This is a genomic window from Terrabacter sp. 01T434, from assembly GCF_056398545.1.
In genome coordinates, this window is sequence record NZ_JBFTPP010000003.1 from 384,472 (window position 1) to 400,626 (window position 16,155).

The window sequence follows — 16,155 nt, forward strand, 5'->3', positions numbered from 1 at the left end:
GTGAGCGCCAAGCCCGCCGTCGTCGCAGCGCCCAGTCCGTCGAGCCCTGACGGGGTGCGGGAGGTGCGCGTCTCGAGTCCCGACCGGGTGCTGTGGCCCGCGGTCGGGATGGCCGACGGCAAGCCGGTCACGAAGCTCGACGTCGCGCACTACCTCGTCGCCGTGGCCGACCCGATGCTGCGGGCGCTCGGTGACCGGCCGGTGACGCTGCAGCGTTTCCCCGAGGGCATCGAGGGCGAGGAGTTCTTCTCCAAGAACCCGCCCAAGGGCGTGCCCGAGTGGACGCGCACCGTCATGTGCACCTATCCGTCCGGGCGCAAGCACCCGCAGCTCGTCATCGACGAGATCGCCGATGCCGTGTGGGCGGCCCAGATGAACACCATCACCTTCCACCCGTGGCCGGTGCGGACGGTCGACGTGGACCGGCCCGACGAGCTGCGCATCGACCTCGACCCGCAGCCGGGCCGGGGGTTTCGGGACGCCGTCGAGGCTGCGGTCGCCCTGCGCGAGGTGATGGCCGAGATCGGGCTCACCGCGTGGGCCAAGACGTCCGGCAACCGCGGCGTGCACGTCTATGCCCGGGTCGCGCCGACGCACGAGTTCCTCGACGTGCGCCACGGCGTCATCGGCATCGCGCGCGAGCTCGAGCGCCGCCTCCCCGACCTCGTCACGACGTCGTGGTGGAAGGAGGAGCGCGGCGAGAAGGTCTTCGTCGACTTCAACCAGGCGTGTCGCGACCGGACCATCGCGTCGGCCTACTCACCCCGTCCGCTGCCGGGTGCGCCCGTCTCGACGCCCGTGACCTGGGACGAGCTCGGGTCCGTCGACCCCAGGGAGCTCACGGTCCGCACGGTGCCCGAGCTCGTCGCCTCACGCGGGGACGCGTGGGCCGGCATCGACGACGAGATCGGCGACGTTGCTGTGGCCATCGCCCTGTGGGACAAGGACGTCAGCGAGCGCGGGCTCGGGGAGCTGAACTTCCCGCCGGACTACCCGAAGATGCCGGGTGAGCCGCCGCGGGTGCAGCCGAGCAAGCGGCGCACCGACAAGGCCGACGGGGAGTACATGGCCCCCAAGGTCGAGCGTGACGCCGACCTCCGCACGACGTGGGGTATGCCGGTCGTGCCGCCCGTGTCGCCGATGCTTGCCAAGCCGGTCAAGGACTTCTCGGCCGTCAAGGTCGACGTGCTCTACGAGCCGAAGTGGGACGGCTTCCGGTCGATCATCTTCCGGTCCGGCGACCTCGTCGAGATCGGGTCACGCAACGAGAAGCCGATGACGCGCTACTTCCCCGACGTCGTCGAGGCCGTGCTCGCGAACTTCCCCGAGAAGTGCGTCGTCGACGGCGAGATCGTCCTCGTGTCACCGTCGTCCGGCGACCGCCTCGACTTCGACCTGCTCCAGCAGCGCATCCACCCGGCCGCCTCACGCGTCAAGAAGCTCGCCGCCGAGACGCCCGCCTCGTTCGTCGCCTTCGACCTGCTGGCTCTCGGCGAGGAGTCCTACCTGGACAAGCCGTTCGCCGAGCGACGAGCGGCCCTGGAGAAGGCGCTGGCCAAGGCCGAGACGCCGATCCACCTCACCGCCGCGACCGCCGACCGCGACGTCGCCAAGGGCTGGTTCACCCAGTTCGAGGGCGCCGGCCTCGACGGCGTCATCGCCAAGCCCGTCGACGTCGCCTACGAGCCCGACAAGCGCCTGATGTTCAAGATCAAGCACGAGCGCACCGCCGACTGCGTCGTCGCGGGCTACCGGGTGCACAAGAGCGGACCCGACGCGATCGGCTCGCTGCTGCTCGGTCTCTACGGGGACGACGGGCAGCTCGCGTCGGTCGGCGTCATCGGCGCCTTCCCGATGGCGCGACGCAAGGAGCTCTTCGAGGAGCTCCAGCCGCTCGTCGCGGAGTGGGACGAGCACCCCTGGAACTGGGGTGCGCCCGCGGAGGAGGCCGGCGGCGTACGCACTCCGCGATCGTCGGAGTACTCCCGCTGGAACAACCAGAAGGACCTGTCGTTCGTGCCGCTGCGGCCCGAGCGGGTCGTCGAGGTGCGCTACGACCACATGGAGGGCACGCGCTTCCGGCACACGGCGCAGTTCGTCCGCTGGCGCGAGGACCGGAGGCCCGAGTCGTGCACCTTCGACCAGCTCGAGGAGCCGGTCAGCTACGACCTCGCCGACGTCCTGTCCGCCGAGTCCGGCTGACGGTCAGTTACGGGGCTGGCGTTGCTGCCGCGGGCGACGGTCGTGGTGCCGGTCGGCCGCCTCGCGCAGCTGCGACACGACCTTCGACTCGGCGTCGTTGAGCGCGGCCTGGGTGTCGGTCAGGTTCGAGACGCCGACGACGGTCGGCAGGCCGCTGACGCAGACCTCGACCGAGGTGTGCATGCCCGGCCGGCCGCGGTCCTTGACCCGCAGCCCGATCTGGACCATCGACGGGTCGAAGCGCTCCAGCTGCGTGAAGAGCTGGGTCAGCGCGTGCTCGATGAAGGGGAGGTCATCCTCGTGGTACCCGTCCTCGAGTCGGACCTGATCCATGAAGAGGCTGGACGTGCCCATGGCGAGCTCCTTTGCCGCTCGGACGTCGTTGTCGACGTCCACGGCGAGTCTATCCAGCGCCCTTGTGAATACATCCGTTTCGTCCGAATGAGGCTGGTACCACCCGCATGAGCTCGGTCACACGACACGAGTTCCTCGAGGCCGCGTCAGAGCAGGTCGGTGAGCTCGGTCCTCGCGGCCTCGCGGACCGCGTTGAGAGCGTCCACGGCGGTGCGGGCACCACGGGCAGCCGCGGCGATCGCCTGGCAGTCGGCGACCGAGTGCAGCGAGAGCGCCAGGCGCACGACCGGGACCTTGCTCGGCGCCATCGACAGTGACGAGACGCCGAGCCCGACGAGGACGAGCGCGAGCAGCGGGTCACCGGCCGACTCGCCGCAGACGCCGATGGGCCGGTCCGCGCGGGCCGCACCCTCGCAGGCGAGGCCGACGACATCGAGCACGCCGGGCTGCCACGGGTCGAGCAGGTCGGACAGGGCGCCCTGCATGCGGTCGGCCGCCATCGTGTACTGCGCGAGGTCGTTGGTGCCGAGCGAGCCGAAGTCGACCTCGCCGAGCACGTCGTGGGCCCGCAGCGCGGCCCCCGGCACTTCGATCATGACGCCGGCCTTGGGCAGCCCGTTCTCGCGGACACGCCGCGCAAACCACGCCGCCTCCTCCGCCGTGGCGACCATCGGCGCCATGACCCGGACGTCGGCGCCGGTCTCGCGGGCGGCGATGGCGAGCGCCTCGAGCTGGGCGTCGAGCAGGTCGGGTCGCTCGGCCGAGAGGCGCAGGCCGCGACGCCCGAGCGCCGGGTTCTCCTCCGGCCCGAGGTCGGCGAACTTCAGCGGCTTGTCGGCGCCGGCGTCGAGGGTGCGCACGACGACGCGCCGCCCCTCGAACGGCGCGAAGACGCCGCGGTAGATCTCGGTCTGCTCCTCGACGGTCGGCGCCTTGGTCGCGGAGAGGTAGACGAACTCGGTGCGGAAGAGCCCGACCCCCTCGAGGTCCTGGGCTCCGGCAGCGACGGCGTCCTCGACGCCGCCGATGTTGGCGAGCAGCGCGATCTCGACACCGTCGGAGGTGCGTCCGGGACCCGAGAGATGGGCCAGCGCCTCCGCCCGACGGGCGGCTCGCTCCCGCTGGGCGGTGACGTGCGCCATGTCGGGGTCGATCGTCACCTCGCCGGTGTCCCCGTCGAGCGCGACGGGGGTGCCGGGCGGGATCTCGGTGGCGTCCGCGAGCTGCACGACGGCGGGGATCCCCATCTGCGCGGCGAGGATCGCGGTGTGGCTCGTGCGGCCGCCGGCCTCGGTGATGATGCCGACGACGAGCCGCCGGTCGAGGGTCGCTGTCTCGGCGGGCGCGAGGTCCTCCGCAACGATGACGCTCGGCTCGGAGAAGGAGGGCACGCCGGGGGCCGGGACCCCGAGCACCGCGGCGACCGCGCGTGAGCCGACGTCACGCAGGTCGGCCACCCGCTCGGCGAAGTAGCCGCCGAGCGCCTCGAACTGGGCGGCATACGTCTCCACGGCGTTGTCGATGGAGTGCGCCCGGCCGTGGCCGGCAGCGAGCTCCTTGGCCGCGGCCTTGACGAGGCCCTTGTCGCGCGCGATGAGGGCGGTCGCCTTGAGGATCTGCTGGGCCGTGTCGTCGACCCGCGTCGCCCGCTCCTCGAGCGAGACGGCGACCGACTCGAAGGCCGCCCGCACGTCGGCGAGCGCCGCCTCCTCGTCGTCGACCGCGCCCTCGCCGACCGGCGGCCGGACCGGTGGCGCGACCTGCACCACCGGTCCGTATGCCGTCCCCGGGCTGACCCCGATGCCGTGCCTGGTCTCCGACTCGGCCATGGTCGTTACTCCGCGTCGAGGTCGCGCGAGAGGAGCGCGACCAGCGAGTCGAGCGTCTCGTCGGCGCCGTCGCCGTCGGCCGTCAGGATGACCTCCTCGCCGTACTTGGCCCCGAGGGCCATGACGCCGAGGATGCTCGTCGCGTCGACCGGGTCCTCACCGGGCTTGGCGATCTCGACGTCGAGGCCGGACTCGGTCGCGGCCTCGACGAAGAGGGCGGCCGGGCGGGCGTGCAGGCCCACCGACGAGGCGATGGTGACGGTGCGGGTTGCCATGGACGTGCTCCTTCGTTGGATAACGGGTGGTCGTGCTGTCGAGAAGGATCAGACGGCGATCGAGGTCACGCCCTGATCAGACGGTAGCGCTCGCGTCGACCTCTGCGAGGTGTGTGTCTCGGGACTTGAGGGCGACGACGATGACCGTCATCACGAGGACGCCGATGACCAGGGCGAGCAGGAAGAGAAGGAAGTTGCCGATGAGGGGCAGCACCCAGATCCCTCCGTGCGGGGCGCGGAGCGTCGCCCCGAACATCATCACGAGGCCACCGGTGACGGCCGAGCCGATCACCGAGGAGCTGATCGTGCGCACCGGGTCGGCAGCTGCGAAGGGGATCGCGCCCTCGGAGATGAACGAGGCGCCGAGCAGCCAGGCCGCCTTGCCGTTCTCCCGCTCGGGCTCGGAGAAGAGCTGCGGGCGGATCGTCGTGGCGAGCGCCATCGCGAGCGGCGCCACCATCCCGGCGGCCATGACCGCGGCCATGATCTTCAGCTGCGGTGAGTCGGTTGCCGTGCCCGCCGTGGCCAGCCCCGCCGTGGCGAAGAAGTAGGCCGCCTTGTTGACCGGGCCACCGAGGTCGAAACCCATCATCGCGCCGAGCAGGACGCCGAGCAGGATGGCGCTCGAACCGCTCATGTTGTTCAGGCCGGCGGTCAGGGCGTCGCTCAGGGCCTTGATCGGCTTGCCGAGGACGGCGATGAACAGTCCTGCGGTGATGAGGGTCGACAGGAGCGGGATGACGACGACGGGCATGACGCCGCGCACCCCCTTGGCGACCTTCCACTGCGAGATCCACCGCGCCACGAAGCCGCCGAGGAAGCCGGTGGCGAGGCCGCCGAGGAAGCCGGCGCCCATCGTGAAGGCGATCGAGCCGCCGACGATGCCCGGGACGAGACCCGGTCGGTCGGCGATCGCGAAGGCGATGAAGCCGGAGAGGATCGGGACGAGGAACCCGAAGGAGGCCCCGCCGATGACGAAGAGCAGCCCAGCCCACGAGGTCAGGCTGAGGGCGCTGAAGTTCTGGGCGATGTTGTACTGGTCGGGCGACGTCAGGTTGTACTTGACGATCTCGATCGGGCCCTCGGCGCCGAGCGCGACCTGGGCGAGCATGAAGGACAGGGCGATGAGGATGCCCCCGGCCGCGACGAACGGGATCATGTAGGACACACCGGTCATCAGCCACTGCCGGATCTTCGTGCCCGTGCTCGCGCCGCTCTCGACCTTCGACGTGAGGCCGCCGGCTCCCCCGCCTGCGGATGCCGCCGCGGCGGACGCCGCGGCCTTGCTGGGGTCGGCGTCCCACTCGGCGACGAGCTGCTCGGCCTGGGTGACGAGCGCGGGGCCGTCGGAGATGCCCTTCTTGACGCCGACGTCGACGAGCGGCTTGCCGGCGAAGCGGCCCGCGTCCTTGACCGGCAGGTCGTGGGCGAAGATCACCGCGTCGGCGGCGGCGATGACGTCGGCGCCGAGCGGCGTGGACCCGGCCGACCCCTGGGTCTCCACCCTGATCGTGTGGCCTGCTGCCTGCGCGGCGTTCTCCAGGCCCTCGGCCGCCATGTAGGTGTGCGCGATGCCGGTCGGGCAGGACGTGACACCGACGAGGTTGAGCACGCGCTTGGCTGCCGGTGCAGCGGCAGCGCCGGTGCGGTCGGCAGTCGCTGCGGCGGCCGGCTGGTCGAGCGCGACCTCGTTGCTGACGATCCGGACGACCTCGGCCTCGGTCGTCGCGGCGGCGAGCGCGGCCTTGAAGTCCTTCTTCATCAGAGCGCGGGCGAGCTTGGGCAGCATCTGCATGTGGGCGTCACCGCCACCCTCGGGCGCCGCGATGAGGAAGATCAGGGTGGCCGGACCGTCCTTGGCACCCCAGTCGATCCCGTCGGCGGAGCGGCCGAAGACGAGCGACGGCTCGGTGATGGCGGTGCTCCGGGCGTGCGGGATGCCGATGCCGCCGGGCAGCCCGGTCGCCATGGTCTCCTCGCGCTTGCGCACGTCGCCCAGGAACGTGTCGATGTCGGTGCACCGGCCCGAGGCGACGAGGCGCTCGCCGAGCCTCCGGGTCGCCTCGTGGCGATCGGCACCGGTGAGGTCGAGGACGACCTGCTCTTCGGTGATCAGGGACATGGGATTTTCCTTTCCGGAGGGACGATCAGTGGTTCGGCGTCTGTGGGCGCGTCACGAGAGGACGCGGTCGAAGTCGGGCTCGCGGGTCAGCTCAGCGCGTATGCCGTCGAGGTCGTCGGGTGCGGGCACGCGGCTTCCGGGGAGGGTGACCGCCGCGGCCCCCCACGTCACCCCCGTCAGGAGGGCGTCCGCCGGGCCGCGACCGGTGGACAGGCCGTGGAGCAGGCCGGCGAGCATGCAGTCGCCGGCGCCCACGGTGGACAAGGGCGTGGTGATCGTCGCCCTGGCGTGCGCGCACTCGTCGGCGGTCACGAGCAGGGCGCCGTCACCGCCGAGGCTGACGGCGACGAGGTCGATGCCGCCGGCGACGAGCTCCCGGGCGGCGTCGCGGACGTGGGCCAGGGTCGGCAGGTCGTGGCCTACGAGCTCGGCGAGCTCCTCGTGGTTGGGCTTGATGAGGTGCGGCCTCGCCGCCACCGCCGCCGCGAACGGCGCCCCGGACGAGTCGATGGCGATGCGGCCGCCCCGCTCGCGCACCCGGGTGACGAGGGCGGCATACAGGTCGGTCGGTGCCCCCGGGGGCAGGCTGCCGCAGCCGACCACCCAGTCGGCACGCTCGGCCCCGTCGGCGCGCTCGAGGGTCGTGGCGAGCAGCGCCTCGACCTCGGCGGACGACAGGGTGGGACCGGGCTCGTTGAGCTTCGTCGTCGTGCCGTCTGGCTCGAGGACGCTGATGTTCATCCGGACCGAGCCGCGCACCGGCACGGACGCGTAGGCGACCCCGGCGGCGTCGAGCAGGTCCTCGAGCAGGTGGCCCTCGGGTCCGCCGCTCGGCAGCACCGCCACCGTCGCGTCGCCCTGGGCTGCCAGGGCGCGAGCGACGTTGACGCCCTTGCCGCCCGGGTCGATGCGGCTGCTGCTCGCCCGGTGCACCTCGCCGCGACGGAGCGCGTCGATGAGGACGGCGCGGTCGATGCTCGGGTTGGGCGTGAGCGTGACGATCATGCGGTCACCACTTCCGGTCCGGCCGCACGGATCTCGGCGGCGACGTCGTCGTCGAGGTCGGTGTCGGTGATGACGACGTCGACCTCGCCGAGCTGGGCGAATCGGTGCAGGTGGTCGTCCCCGGCCTTGCTCGAGTCGGTGAGGACCACGCACTTGCGGGCGGCGCCGACCATGGCGCGCTTGACGAGGGACTCGGACTGGTCCGGCGTCGTCAGGCCGCGAGCGACCGAGAGCCCGTTGGTGCCGATGATCGCGACATCGACGACGACGTCCGAGAGGGGGCCGGTGGCCCAGTCGCCGACGGCGGCCCCGGTCGTGCCGCGGACGCGGCCGCCCAGGAGGTAGAGCGTGATGCCGGGGTGCGTCGACAGGACGGTCGCGGCGGCGAGGCTGTTGGTCAGGACCGTGAGGTCGAGGTCGGGCGGGAGCATCTCGGCGACCGCGAGGGTGGTCGAGCCGGCGTCGAGGATGATGCTGCCGCCACTGGGCAGCTCGTCGAGGGCGCGGGCCGCGATACGGCGCTTGACGTCGGTGAGGCGGCCGGAGCGGGTGGCGAGCGTCGGCTCCACCTCGAGGCGCTCGACGGGGATGGCGCCCCCGTGCACCCTGCGCAGGGAGCCTCGGCGCTCGAGGGCGGTGAGGTCGCGACGGACCGTCTCGGCGGCGACGCCGAGGGAGTCGGCTAGCGCGGTGACCTCGACGCGGCCGGCACGGCGTGCCTCGGCGATGATGCGCTGCTGTCGCTCCGCTGCGTACATCGGACTCCCTCGTCCTGGTGGTCTGCGTCGTGCCCCTCCGGGCCGTGACACAAGGAAACCACCGGCTCGGTGTGAAGTAAATAGATTCGGGCACCCGTTTTTGTGGGTTTGAAGGTGAACCACCCCGAATCCGGCAAAGCGGACGCCAGTGGAACGGAGCGGATCCGAGCGGCGGCGAGGCACCCGGCATACAGTTCGGCCATGCAGAGCAGCACGTTCACGCTGGCCACGGCCGACGGCACCGACGTCTTCGTCAACCGCTGGCTCCCCGACGGAGACGCCCGGGCCGTCGTGCAGATCGTGCACGGGATGGCCGAGCACTCGAGTCGCTACGCGCGCTTCGCGCAGCGCCTCACAGACCATGGGTATGCCGTCTACGGCTCCGACCACCGGGGGCACGGTCGCACGTCCGGGCCGCGCGCCAGCTTCGCCGCCAGCAACGGGTGGCAGACCGTGCTCGACGACCTGCACGCCGTGACCGAGCGGGCGCGCGAGGAGCACCCGGGCCTCCCGGTCTTCCTCCTCGGCCACAGCATGGGCTCGTTCCTCGCCCGGGCGTATGCCGCCCAGCACGGGTCCGAGCTCGCCGGCATCGTCCTCACCGGCACCGCCGGCGGCGCCGGCGCCCTCGGCAAGGTCGGTGTCCTCGTCGCCTCCACGCAGGCGCGCCTCCGCGGGCACACCCACACGAGCGGGCTGATGAACACCCTGACCTTCGGTCAGTACAACTCCGCCTTCAAGCCGACGCGCACCGAGTTCGACTGGCTCTCGCGGGATCCCGCCGAGGTCGACAAGTACGTCAACGACCCCGACTGCGGGTTCGTCTTCAGCGCCGGGGCCTTCGCCGACGTCCTCAAGGGTCTGGCCGAGGTCAACACCGACCAGCTCGCCTCGCGCGTGCCCAAGGACCTGCCGGTGCACCTCGCATCGGGCGACAAGGACCCGGTCGGCGCCAACGGCAAGGGCGTGCGGCAGGTCGCCGACCAGTTGCGGCGGGCCGGCGTCAAGGACGTCACGATGACCCTGTGGCCCGAGGCGCGTCACGAGATCCTCAACGAGACGAACCGCGACGAGGTCGAGATCGAGATCGTCAACTGGCTCGACGCCCACCTCGTCGCTGCCGCAGCCTGACGGATCCCCACGTCACTGCTGCGCCCCGTGCAGCACTGACGTAGGCGATCCAGGCGAACACCCTCCGGTCGCTACGTCACTGCTGCGTCCCGTGCAGCAGTGACGTAGCGTCGGGACATGAGCACTTGGCTGCGGGCCACGTCATGAGCCGTCCCGTGCGCATCATCATCGGCGTCATCGTGCTGCTCGTCGGAGCGCTGTGGACGTTGCAGGGACTGGGCTACGTCGGCGGGAGCGCCATGTCGGGCGTCACGCTGTGGGCGGTCATCGGCCCGATCGTCGCCGTCGCGGGCCTCGGGCTGGCGCTCTCCCGACCGCGGCGCCAGCCCTGAGGGCTCCGGTTGATCTGCCTTGACCTGGTCGGTCAGCCGGTGAACTGACGGGGCGGCTGCTCGATGTGCTCGACCGCCTCGGGCTGCTGGCCCGGCTGGCCCGGCTCGACGGGTTCGACGCGGTCGGTGGGCACCGGCGGTGGAGGCGGCGGCGGCCCTGGCGGGACTTCCGCGCCACCCTCGTCGAGCTGGAACGGCGGGTAGACGTCGGTCATCAGGGTGACGTACGCGATGACGCGGTAGACCCAGCGGTTGAGGCCGATGACGAGGTCGAAGAGCGCCCGTGGGTAGTAGCCGACGAACAGGAGCGAGAGCCCGGCGATGAGCACGAGAAGGCCGATGAGACCTCCACCGAGCACGTCGAGGTGCGAGTCGCCGGTCCTCGTCCGGTCCCAGGCCCACGTTCCGCCGCCGACGAGCAGCCCGACGATGATGTACTGCGGGATCGCGAGCAGCCACCACTTGACGAGGACGAGGCCGCGCGAGAGCCGCGCCGGGTAGGCGATGTCGAGGCGCGCCGGGTAGTCCGGCTCGGGCCCGAGGCTGAACGGCGGGTAGCGGTCGGTGCCGAGGCCCCCGCTGCTGCAGTAGTAGGACACGCGCCACGACCACTGCAGGACTCCGAGGTTGAAGTCGAAGAGTCCACGCGGGTAGCGGCCGGTGAAGAGGATCGCGAAGAACGCGATGACGCAGACCACCGAGAAGGCGAGCCACAGGAACCCCAGCACGAAGAAGTGCGGGATCGCGAGGAACCACTTGACCAGCCACTTCCACCGCGAGAGCGGTTCGTCGAGGCGTGCGTCGAGGGCGACCGGGCTCACGGCCCGGGCGTGCGGGACCATCTCGGCAGACGCCGTCGCAGCCATCGGCGCGGCGGTTGCAGCAGCGGTCGGAGCGCCGACCGAAGCAGCGGCCGTCGGCGACAGCGCTGACGGGGGCGCCGACGGGCGGTTGCCGCTCGCGCCGATGATGATGAGCGCGACCGCACCACCGGTGATCACGAGCCCGAGGCCCACCATGAGCAGGGCCAGCGGCAGGAGGAATCCGGCCCGGATGCCGATCGTCGACGAGACCGCCACGCCACTGCTGCCGTCGGCGTTCATGATGACGGCAGACCACTGACCGCCGGTGACACGCCAGGTCAGCTGCTGCTGGCCGGCGCCGGTGGCCGAGGCGGTCCAGAACGTCTGTCGCGTCGGGGCGGCTGCTCTGTCGGCGCCTGGCGTCGACCGCAGCACGGCCGTGCGCTGACCGTCGGCGCGGGGATCGGTGATGCCGATGACCTGGTCGTGGGCGACGCCGCCGAGGTAGGCCGACAGGCTGCCCGCGGGCGCGATGCCGAGGAAGACGTTCTTGCCGGAGGCCAGCGGTCGGGCGGTCACGCGGACGTCGACCTGGAGGCGGTCGAACACCCACGACGGCACGTCGGGCCGGGTGGCGACGACGGCGTCCTCGGCGGTGATGGCCGGCGAGGAGCTCGACAGGACGGGCACCGTCAGGGACAGGTAGCCGGCGCTGTCCCGGGCGACGGCATACGTGATGCCGAGGGCCGCGCCGCCGAGGAGCAGTCCGAGGCCCGGGAGGATGAGCAGGCAGCCGATGATGAGGGCGACGAGGTGGCGGCCGCCCGGGTGGTTTCCCCCGGCAGAGCCGCCAGGGTAGGTGGCCGGGTTGGGGCCCGGGCCGGTGGCTGGGTTGGTCATGGGTGAGGTCATTGCGGTTCACATCCTGGGGAAGTTGCCACGAACGAGCCGGACGAAGGCTTCGAGGATGCCGATGCCGCTGCCCACGAAGCCGATGACGAGCAGAACCCGGGCGACGACCTCCCACGCGGTGCCGATGACATCGAGGGGGAAGACCTGCCAGACCTGGATGATCGCGGCGAGCCCGAAGCCGATGGAGACGATGTCGCCGAGGGCCCGCACACGAGGCAGGTCCAGGACGATGTTGACGAGATCAGCAACCGCGCGCGCGATGATCGAGGCGTTGACGGCGCCGAGGACGAGGACGGTGCGACCGGTGAGGAACGGCACGGCCTCCCAGCCGGGCCACACGTTGACGAGCACGAGCATGATGAGGCTGACGAGCAGGGAGCCGACGTAGCCTCCTCGCCGCCCGGGTGCCGTTGCGACATCGCGAGGTTCGCGAAGATGACCTGAGCGGTGGTCGCGTGAGTCGGAGGGACGGGGCTCGGCCGGGGCACTCATGGCGCGCTCCCGGCGAGGGTGGCGCCCGCGGAGGGGGCGCGATGGCCGCCGAGGGCGTCCAGCGGCAGGGCGGCGCGTACCGCGGCGGCGAGGCCGCCGGGGACGAGCTCGCGCAGGTCGTACCGGGCTCGGACGAGCGGCGCCGGCACCGTCAGCACCCTCGTGAGGTCGATGGGCGTGCCGGTCACGACGGCCTCGCACTCGCCCGCCTCGACGGCCGCGCGGATCGTGGCCTCGAGGTCGTGCACCTGGTCCGAGCCGTAGCCCATGGCGGGCAGGACACCCCGCGCGTTCGGGTACTTCGCGTAGGTCGCGACGATCGACCCCACGGCATACGGCGTCGGGTCGATGATCCGTGCCGCACCGGCCGCGCGGGCGCCGACGACTCCGGCGCCGTAGGTCATCGACCCGTGCGTCAGGGTCGGGCCGTCCTCGACGACGATGACGCGGCGTCCGGCTACGACGCTCGGGTCGTCCACGGTGACAGGGCTGTCGGCGCGCAGCACGGTCGCGCGCGGGTTGAGCTCCCGGACCGAGGCCTCGACGGCCTCGACGTCGGCCGTCCGCGCCGAGTCGCACTTGGCGATGACGACGACGTCAGCCATCCGGACGTTGGCCTCGCCGGGGTGGTATGCCGCCTCGTCGCCCGGGCGCAGCGGGTCGGCGAGCACGACGTGCAGGTCGGGGACGTAGAACGGCAGGTCGTTGTTGCCGCCGTCCCAGAGGATGACGTCGGCCTCCTGCTCGGCCTCCCGGAGGATCCGCTCGTAGTCGACACCGGCGTAGACGACGACACCCGCGTCGAGGTGCGGCTCGTACTCCTCGCGCTCCTCGATCGTGCACTCGTACCGGTCGAGGTCGGCATATGTCGCGAAACGCTGGCACGCCTGGGCGGCGAGGTCGCCGTAGGGCATCGGATGGCGGATCGCGACGACGCGCAGGCCGAGGTCGGTGAGCATCCGGGCCAGGTAGCGGGTGGTCTGGCTCTTGCCGACACCGGTGCGCACGGCGGTCACGGCGATCACCGGGCGGGAGCTGCGCAACATGGTGCGCCGCGCGCTGTGGAGCCGGAAGTCGGCGCCCGCCGCGATGCAGCGCGAGGCGACGTGCATGACCTGTTCGTGGCGCACGTCCGAGTAGGCGAAGACGACGACGTCGATGTGGTCGCGCTCGAGCAGCTCGCTCAGCTCTGTCTCCGCAAGGATCGGAATGCCCTGTGGATACAGCGATCCCGCGAGCTCGGGCGGATACCGACGGCCCTCGATGTCGGGGATCTGCGTCGCGGTGAAGGCGACGACCTCGTAGGTCGGGTCGTCACGGAAGACGACGTTGAAGTCGTGGAAGTCGCGTCCTGCTGCACCGAGGATGACGGTGCGAGTTCGATGGAGCGGGGCGGTGCTGGTGGTGTTCATGGTGTTGCTCATGGCCATCTCCGCGGCTGGGCCACCGACGTGACCGACACACCCCACTGAGTAGTCCTGGCTGCGGGACCCGCCTCTTCGAGTCTCCCACCGGGGAGTCGGCCCGTCAGCGATCCGAGAGCGGTATCACCTCCCATTCCGACACCCAGCGCCGGGCCCAGTGCCACGATCGAAGGGTGAGTGACACGGCCGCACGACCCGGGGCCCGTGAGCGGACCGTCCCGACCCCGGGCACCCCGACGCACGAACACGTCTCCCTCGCCGAGGAGTGGGTGGCGAGCAACTACCACCCGCTGCCCGTCGTGCTCTCGCACGCCGAGGGGGCCTGGGTCACCGACGTCGAGGGACGGCGCTACCTCGACATGCTGGCCGGCTACTCCGCCCTCAACTTCGGTCACCTGCACCCGGTGCTCGTCGGGGCGGCCAGAGACCAGCTCGAGCGGCTGACGCTGACGAGCCGCGCCTTCCACAGCGACCGGCTCGGCCCCTTCTGCCGCGACCTCGCGAGGCTCGCGGACAAGGACCTCGTGCTGCCGATGAACACCGGCGCCGAGGCCGTCGAGACGGCGATCAAGACGGTCCGGCGCTGGGGCTACGAGGTCAAGGGCGTCCCCGACGGTCAGGCTCGGATCGTCGTCATGGCCGGCAACTTCCACGGCCGCACGACGACGATCATCAGCTTCTCGGACGACCCGGTCGCGCACGACCACTACGGCCCCTACACGCCGGGCTTCGACACGGTGCCGTTCGGCGACATCGAGGCGCTCGAGGCGGTCATCACCGACGACACCGTCGCCGTGCTGCTCGAACCGATCCAGGGCGAGGGCGGGGTCATCCTCCCGCCCGACGGCTGGCTGCGCGACGTGCGTGAGCTGACCCGGCGCCGCAACGTGCTCATGGTCGCCGACGAGATCCAGTCCGGTCTGGGGCGCACCGGCACGACCTTCGCGTGCGACGTGGAGGGGGTCGTGCCCGACGTCTACGTGCTCGGCAAGGCGCTCGGAGGCGGCATCGTCCCGGTCTCGGCCGTCGTCGCGAACCGTGACGTGCTCGGCGTCTTCACGCCCGGCAGCCACGGGTCGACGTTCGGGGGCAACCCGCTCGCCGCGGCGGTCGGCCAGGCGGTGGTCGGGCTCCTCGCGACGGGTGAGTTCCAGCAGCGTGCGCGGCGGCTCGGGGCGCTGCTCGAGAGCGGGCTGCGCGAGCTGGTCGGTCACGGCGTCGTGGCCGTGCGCTGCCGCGGACTCTGGGCCGGCGTCGACTTCGACCCCCAGCTACTGACCGGACGCGAGGCGTCACACCGGCTGCTCGAGCGCGGCGTCCTCGTCAAGGACACCCACGGCTCGACGGTGCGGATCGCTCCCCCGCTCGTCATCGGCGAGATGGAGATCCAGCTCTTCCTCGACGCCTTCGCCGCGATCCTGCGCTGAAAGGGCCGGGGCGGAGCTGGAACGAATGGCTCGGGACCTTCAAGGAGGGGTCATGGCGAAGAAGAAGTGGTCGGACCTGACGAGCGGCCAGCAGGCAGCGATCGTCGTGGCGGGGTGCGTGCAGGTTTCGTTGGCGGCAGCCGCGTGGGCCGATCTGGCGCGCCGCCCGACGGAGGAGGTCGTGGGCAGCAAGGGCAAGTGGGCGGCGATCATCGCGATCAACTTCGTCGGGCCGCTCGCCTACTTCGCGCGTGGGCGCCGGGTCACGGCTCCGGTGCCGCTGTCCTGATCCCGACTGTCCTGATCCCGGCTGTCCTGATCCCGACAGTCCCGACGCCGGCGGTCCCGCGACGCTCGGCGCGGTCGCGGATGCCGCGCAGCATCTTCTGGCTCATCAGGGAGCTCGCGACCGCGACGGGCTCGACGAACAACGGCGACCACCGGTGGAGATAGGCGAAGCGTTCGCGGGTGATGAGCCGGGTCGCGCGGTGCGGGTGGCGCCGCAGGACGAAGGACCACGTGAAGTCGTAGGGGGCTGCAGCCGGGTCGCCCGGCATGGCGGGCGCCGCGTGCAGGACGAACGACCGACCGGGGTCGACCGCGGCCACCGTGAGGGCCACCTGGGGGTGGAGGCGGACCAGGTCACCGGGCGCCAGGTGCTGCCAGTCGTCGACGACGGCGTCGGCGCTGTGCAACCGGCAGCCCGCGAGGTTCTCGAGCCGGTCGTAGCTGTAGAAGCCGCCACGGTCGGCCCCCATCTGCACGACCCAGCGCCAGACCTCCTCGGGCGGGGCCTCGATGGTGATGGCGCGCGTCGCGACGAGCCCGGGGTCGCGCAGGATCTCGTCACCGGGCAGGCGCTCGCGGGTCTCCTCGGTGGTGGCGCCCCAGTGCAGGGCAGACCAGCGCAGCGTGATCACGGCCAGGGCCGCGGCACCGACGACGACCGGTGCGACGACCGGTGCGAGGACTCGCCTCATGCTCACCACGGTAGACCGGGCATCCATGGCGGGCGACGCGATTCAGCCCGGATCGGCCCGGATCGGCCCGGAAAGGATGGAGCCCGGCTCGCGCCTGCGAGTCCGGGCC

General features: G+C 71.6%; 15 protein-coding genes. 5 read left to right on the plus strand and 10 right to left on the minus strand.

Going from position 1 to position 16,155, the window contains the following annotated elements; all coding sequences use genetic code 11:
* Positions 1-2,202, plus strand: a complete 2,202-nt coding sequence (locus tag AC1DIW_RS09280; RefSeq protein ID WP_478107633.1) for an ATP-dependent DNA ligase — start codon at positions 1-3, stop codon at positions 2,200-2,202.
* A 3-nt stretch (positions 2,203-2,205) separates the two neighbouring features.
* Here the strand turns inward: AC1DIW_RS09280 and AC1DIW_RS09285 are convergent, their stop codons facing one another.
* The 6 genes from AC1DIW_RS09285 to AC1DIW_RS09310 form a co-directional block, all read right to left on the minus strand.
* The gene (locus AC1DIW_RS09285) at positions 2,206-2,556 is read right to left on the minus strand and encodes a hypothetical protein (protein WP_478107635.1); all 351 of its coding nucleotides are present in this window, start codon (positions 2,554-2,556) and stop codon (positions 2,206-2,208) included.
* Positions 2,557-2,702: 146 nt separating this feature from the next.
* Complete coding sequence (gene ptsP / locus AC1DIW_RS09290) at positions 2,703-4,385, minus strand: phosphoenolpyruvate--protein phosphotransferase (RefSeq protein WP_478107637.1); 1,683 nt, start codon at positions 4,383-4,385, stop codon at positions 2,703-2,705.
* A 5-nt stretch (positions 4,386-4,390) separates the two neighbouring features.
* Positions 4,391-4,660 carry an HPr family phosphocarrier protein gene (locus AC1DIW_RS09295; RefSeq protein WP_478107638.1) on the minus strand — a complete coding sequence of 90 codons (270 nt, stop codon included), beginning with the start codon at positions 4,658-4,660 and terminating at the stop codon, positions 4,391-4,393.
* 76 nt (positions 4,661-4,736) lie between these two features.
* Positions 4,737-6,782, minus strand: coding sequence for a PTS fructose transporter subunit IIABC (locus tag AC1DIW_RS09300; RefSeq protein WP_478107640.1), 2,046 nt, complete (start codon positions 6,780-6,782; stop codon positions 4,737-4,739).
* 51 nt (positions 6,783-6,833) lie between these two features.
* Positions 6,834-7,787, minus strand: coding sequence for a 1-phosphofructokinase (pfkB, locus tag AC1DIW_RS09305; protein ID WP_478107642.1), 954 nt, complete (start codon positions 7,785-7,787; stop codon positions 6,834-6,836).
* On the minus strand, positions 7,784-8,545 hold the full coding sequence (locus AC1DIW_RS09310; RefSeq protein ID WP_442277653.1) for a DeoR/GlpR family DNA-binding transcription regulator: 762 nt from the start codon (positions 8,543-8,545) through the stop codon (positions 7,784-7,786). The genes pfkB and AC1DIW_RS09310 overlap by 4 nt, the downstream gene beginning before the upstream one ends.
* 201 nt (positions 8,546-8,746) lie before the next feature.
* On the opposite strand from AC1DIW_RS09310, the gene AC1DIW_RS09315 reads away from it, so the two are divergent.
* On the plus strand, positions 8,747-9,676 hold the full coding sequence (locus AC1DIW_RS09315; RefSeq protein WP_478107644.1) for a lysophospholipase: 930 nt from the start codon (positions 8,747-8,749) through the stop codon (positions 9,674-9,676).
* 143 nt (positions 9,677-9,819) lie between these two features.
* Complete coding sequence (locus AC1DIW_RS09320; RefSeq protein ID WP_478107646.1) at positions 9,820-10,008, plus strand: hypothetical protein; 189 nt, start codon at positions 9,820-9,822, stop codon at positions 10,006-10,008.
* A gap of 32 nt (positions 10,009-10,040) precedes the next feature.
* Here the strand turns inward: AC1DIW_RS09320 and AC1DIW_RS09325 are convergent, their stop codons facing one another.
* From AC1DIW_RS09325 to AC1DIW_RS09335, 3 genes are read right to left on the minus strand one after another with little or no spacing between them, the layout of a single operon-like run.
* Positions 10,041-11,711 (minus strand): DUF4389 domain-containing protein, encoded by a 1,671-nt coding sequence (locus AC1DIW_RS09325; RefSeq protein ID WP_478107648.1) that lies wholly within the window; start codon positions 11,709-11,711, stop codon positions 10,041-10,043.
* Positions 11,712-11,729: 18 nt separating this feature from the next.
* The gene (locus tag AC1DIW_RS09330; RefSeq protein WP_478107650.1) at positions 11,730-12,215 is read right to left on the minus strand and encodes a hypothetical protein; all 486 of its coding nucleotides are present in this window, start codon (positions 12,213-12,215) and stop codon (positions 11,730-11,732) included.
* Positions 12,212-13,639 (minus strand): cyclic 2,3-diphosphoglycerate synthase, encoded by a 1,428-nt coding sequence (locus AC1DIW_RS09335; protein WP_478107652.1) that lies wholly within the window; start codon positions 13,637-13,639, stop codon positions 12,212-12,214. Before AC1DIW_RS09335 ends, AC1DIW_RS09330 begins: the two co-directional genes overlap by 4 nt.
* Positions 13,640-13,812: 173 nt before the next feature.
* Between AC1DIW_RS09335 and rocD the strand changes: the two genes are divergently transcribed.
* Positions 13,813-15,066, plus strand: coding sequence for an ornithine--oxo-acid transaminase (gene rocD, locus AC1DIW_RS09340; RefSeq protein WP_478107653.1), 1,254 nt, complete (start codon positions 13,813-13,815; stop codon positions 15,064-15,066).
* Positions 15,067-15,118: 52 nt separating this feature from the next.
* Positions 15,119-15,355: a PLDc N-terminal domain-containing protein gene (locus tag AC1DIW_RS09345; RefSeq protein WP_478107655.1), complete on the plus strand. Its 237-nt coding sequence runs from the start codon at positions 15,119-15,121 to the stop codon at positions 15,353-15,355.
* Here the strand turns inward: AC1DIW_RS09345 and AC1DIW_RS09350 are convergent.
* Entirely contained in the window at positions 15,330-16,046 is a 717-nt protein-coding gene (locus AC1DIW_RS09350; protein ID WP_478107657.1) for an SRPBCC family protein, read from the minus strand. The genes AC1DIW_RS09345 and AC1DIW_RS09350 overlap by 26 nt on opposite strands.
* Positions 16,047-16,155: the final 109 nt, after the last annotated feature.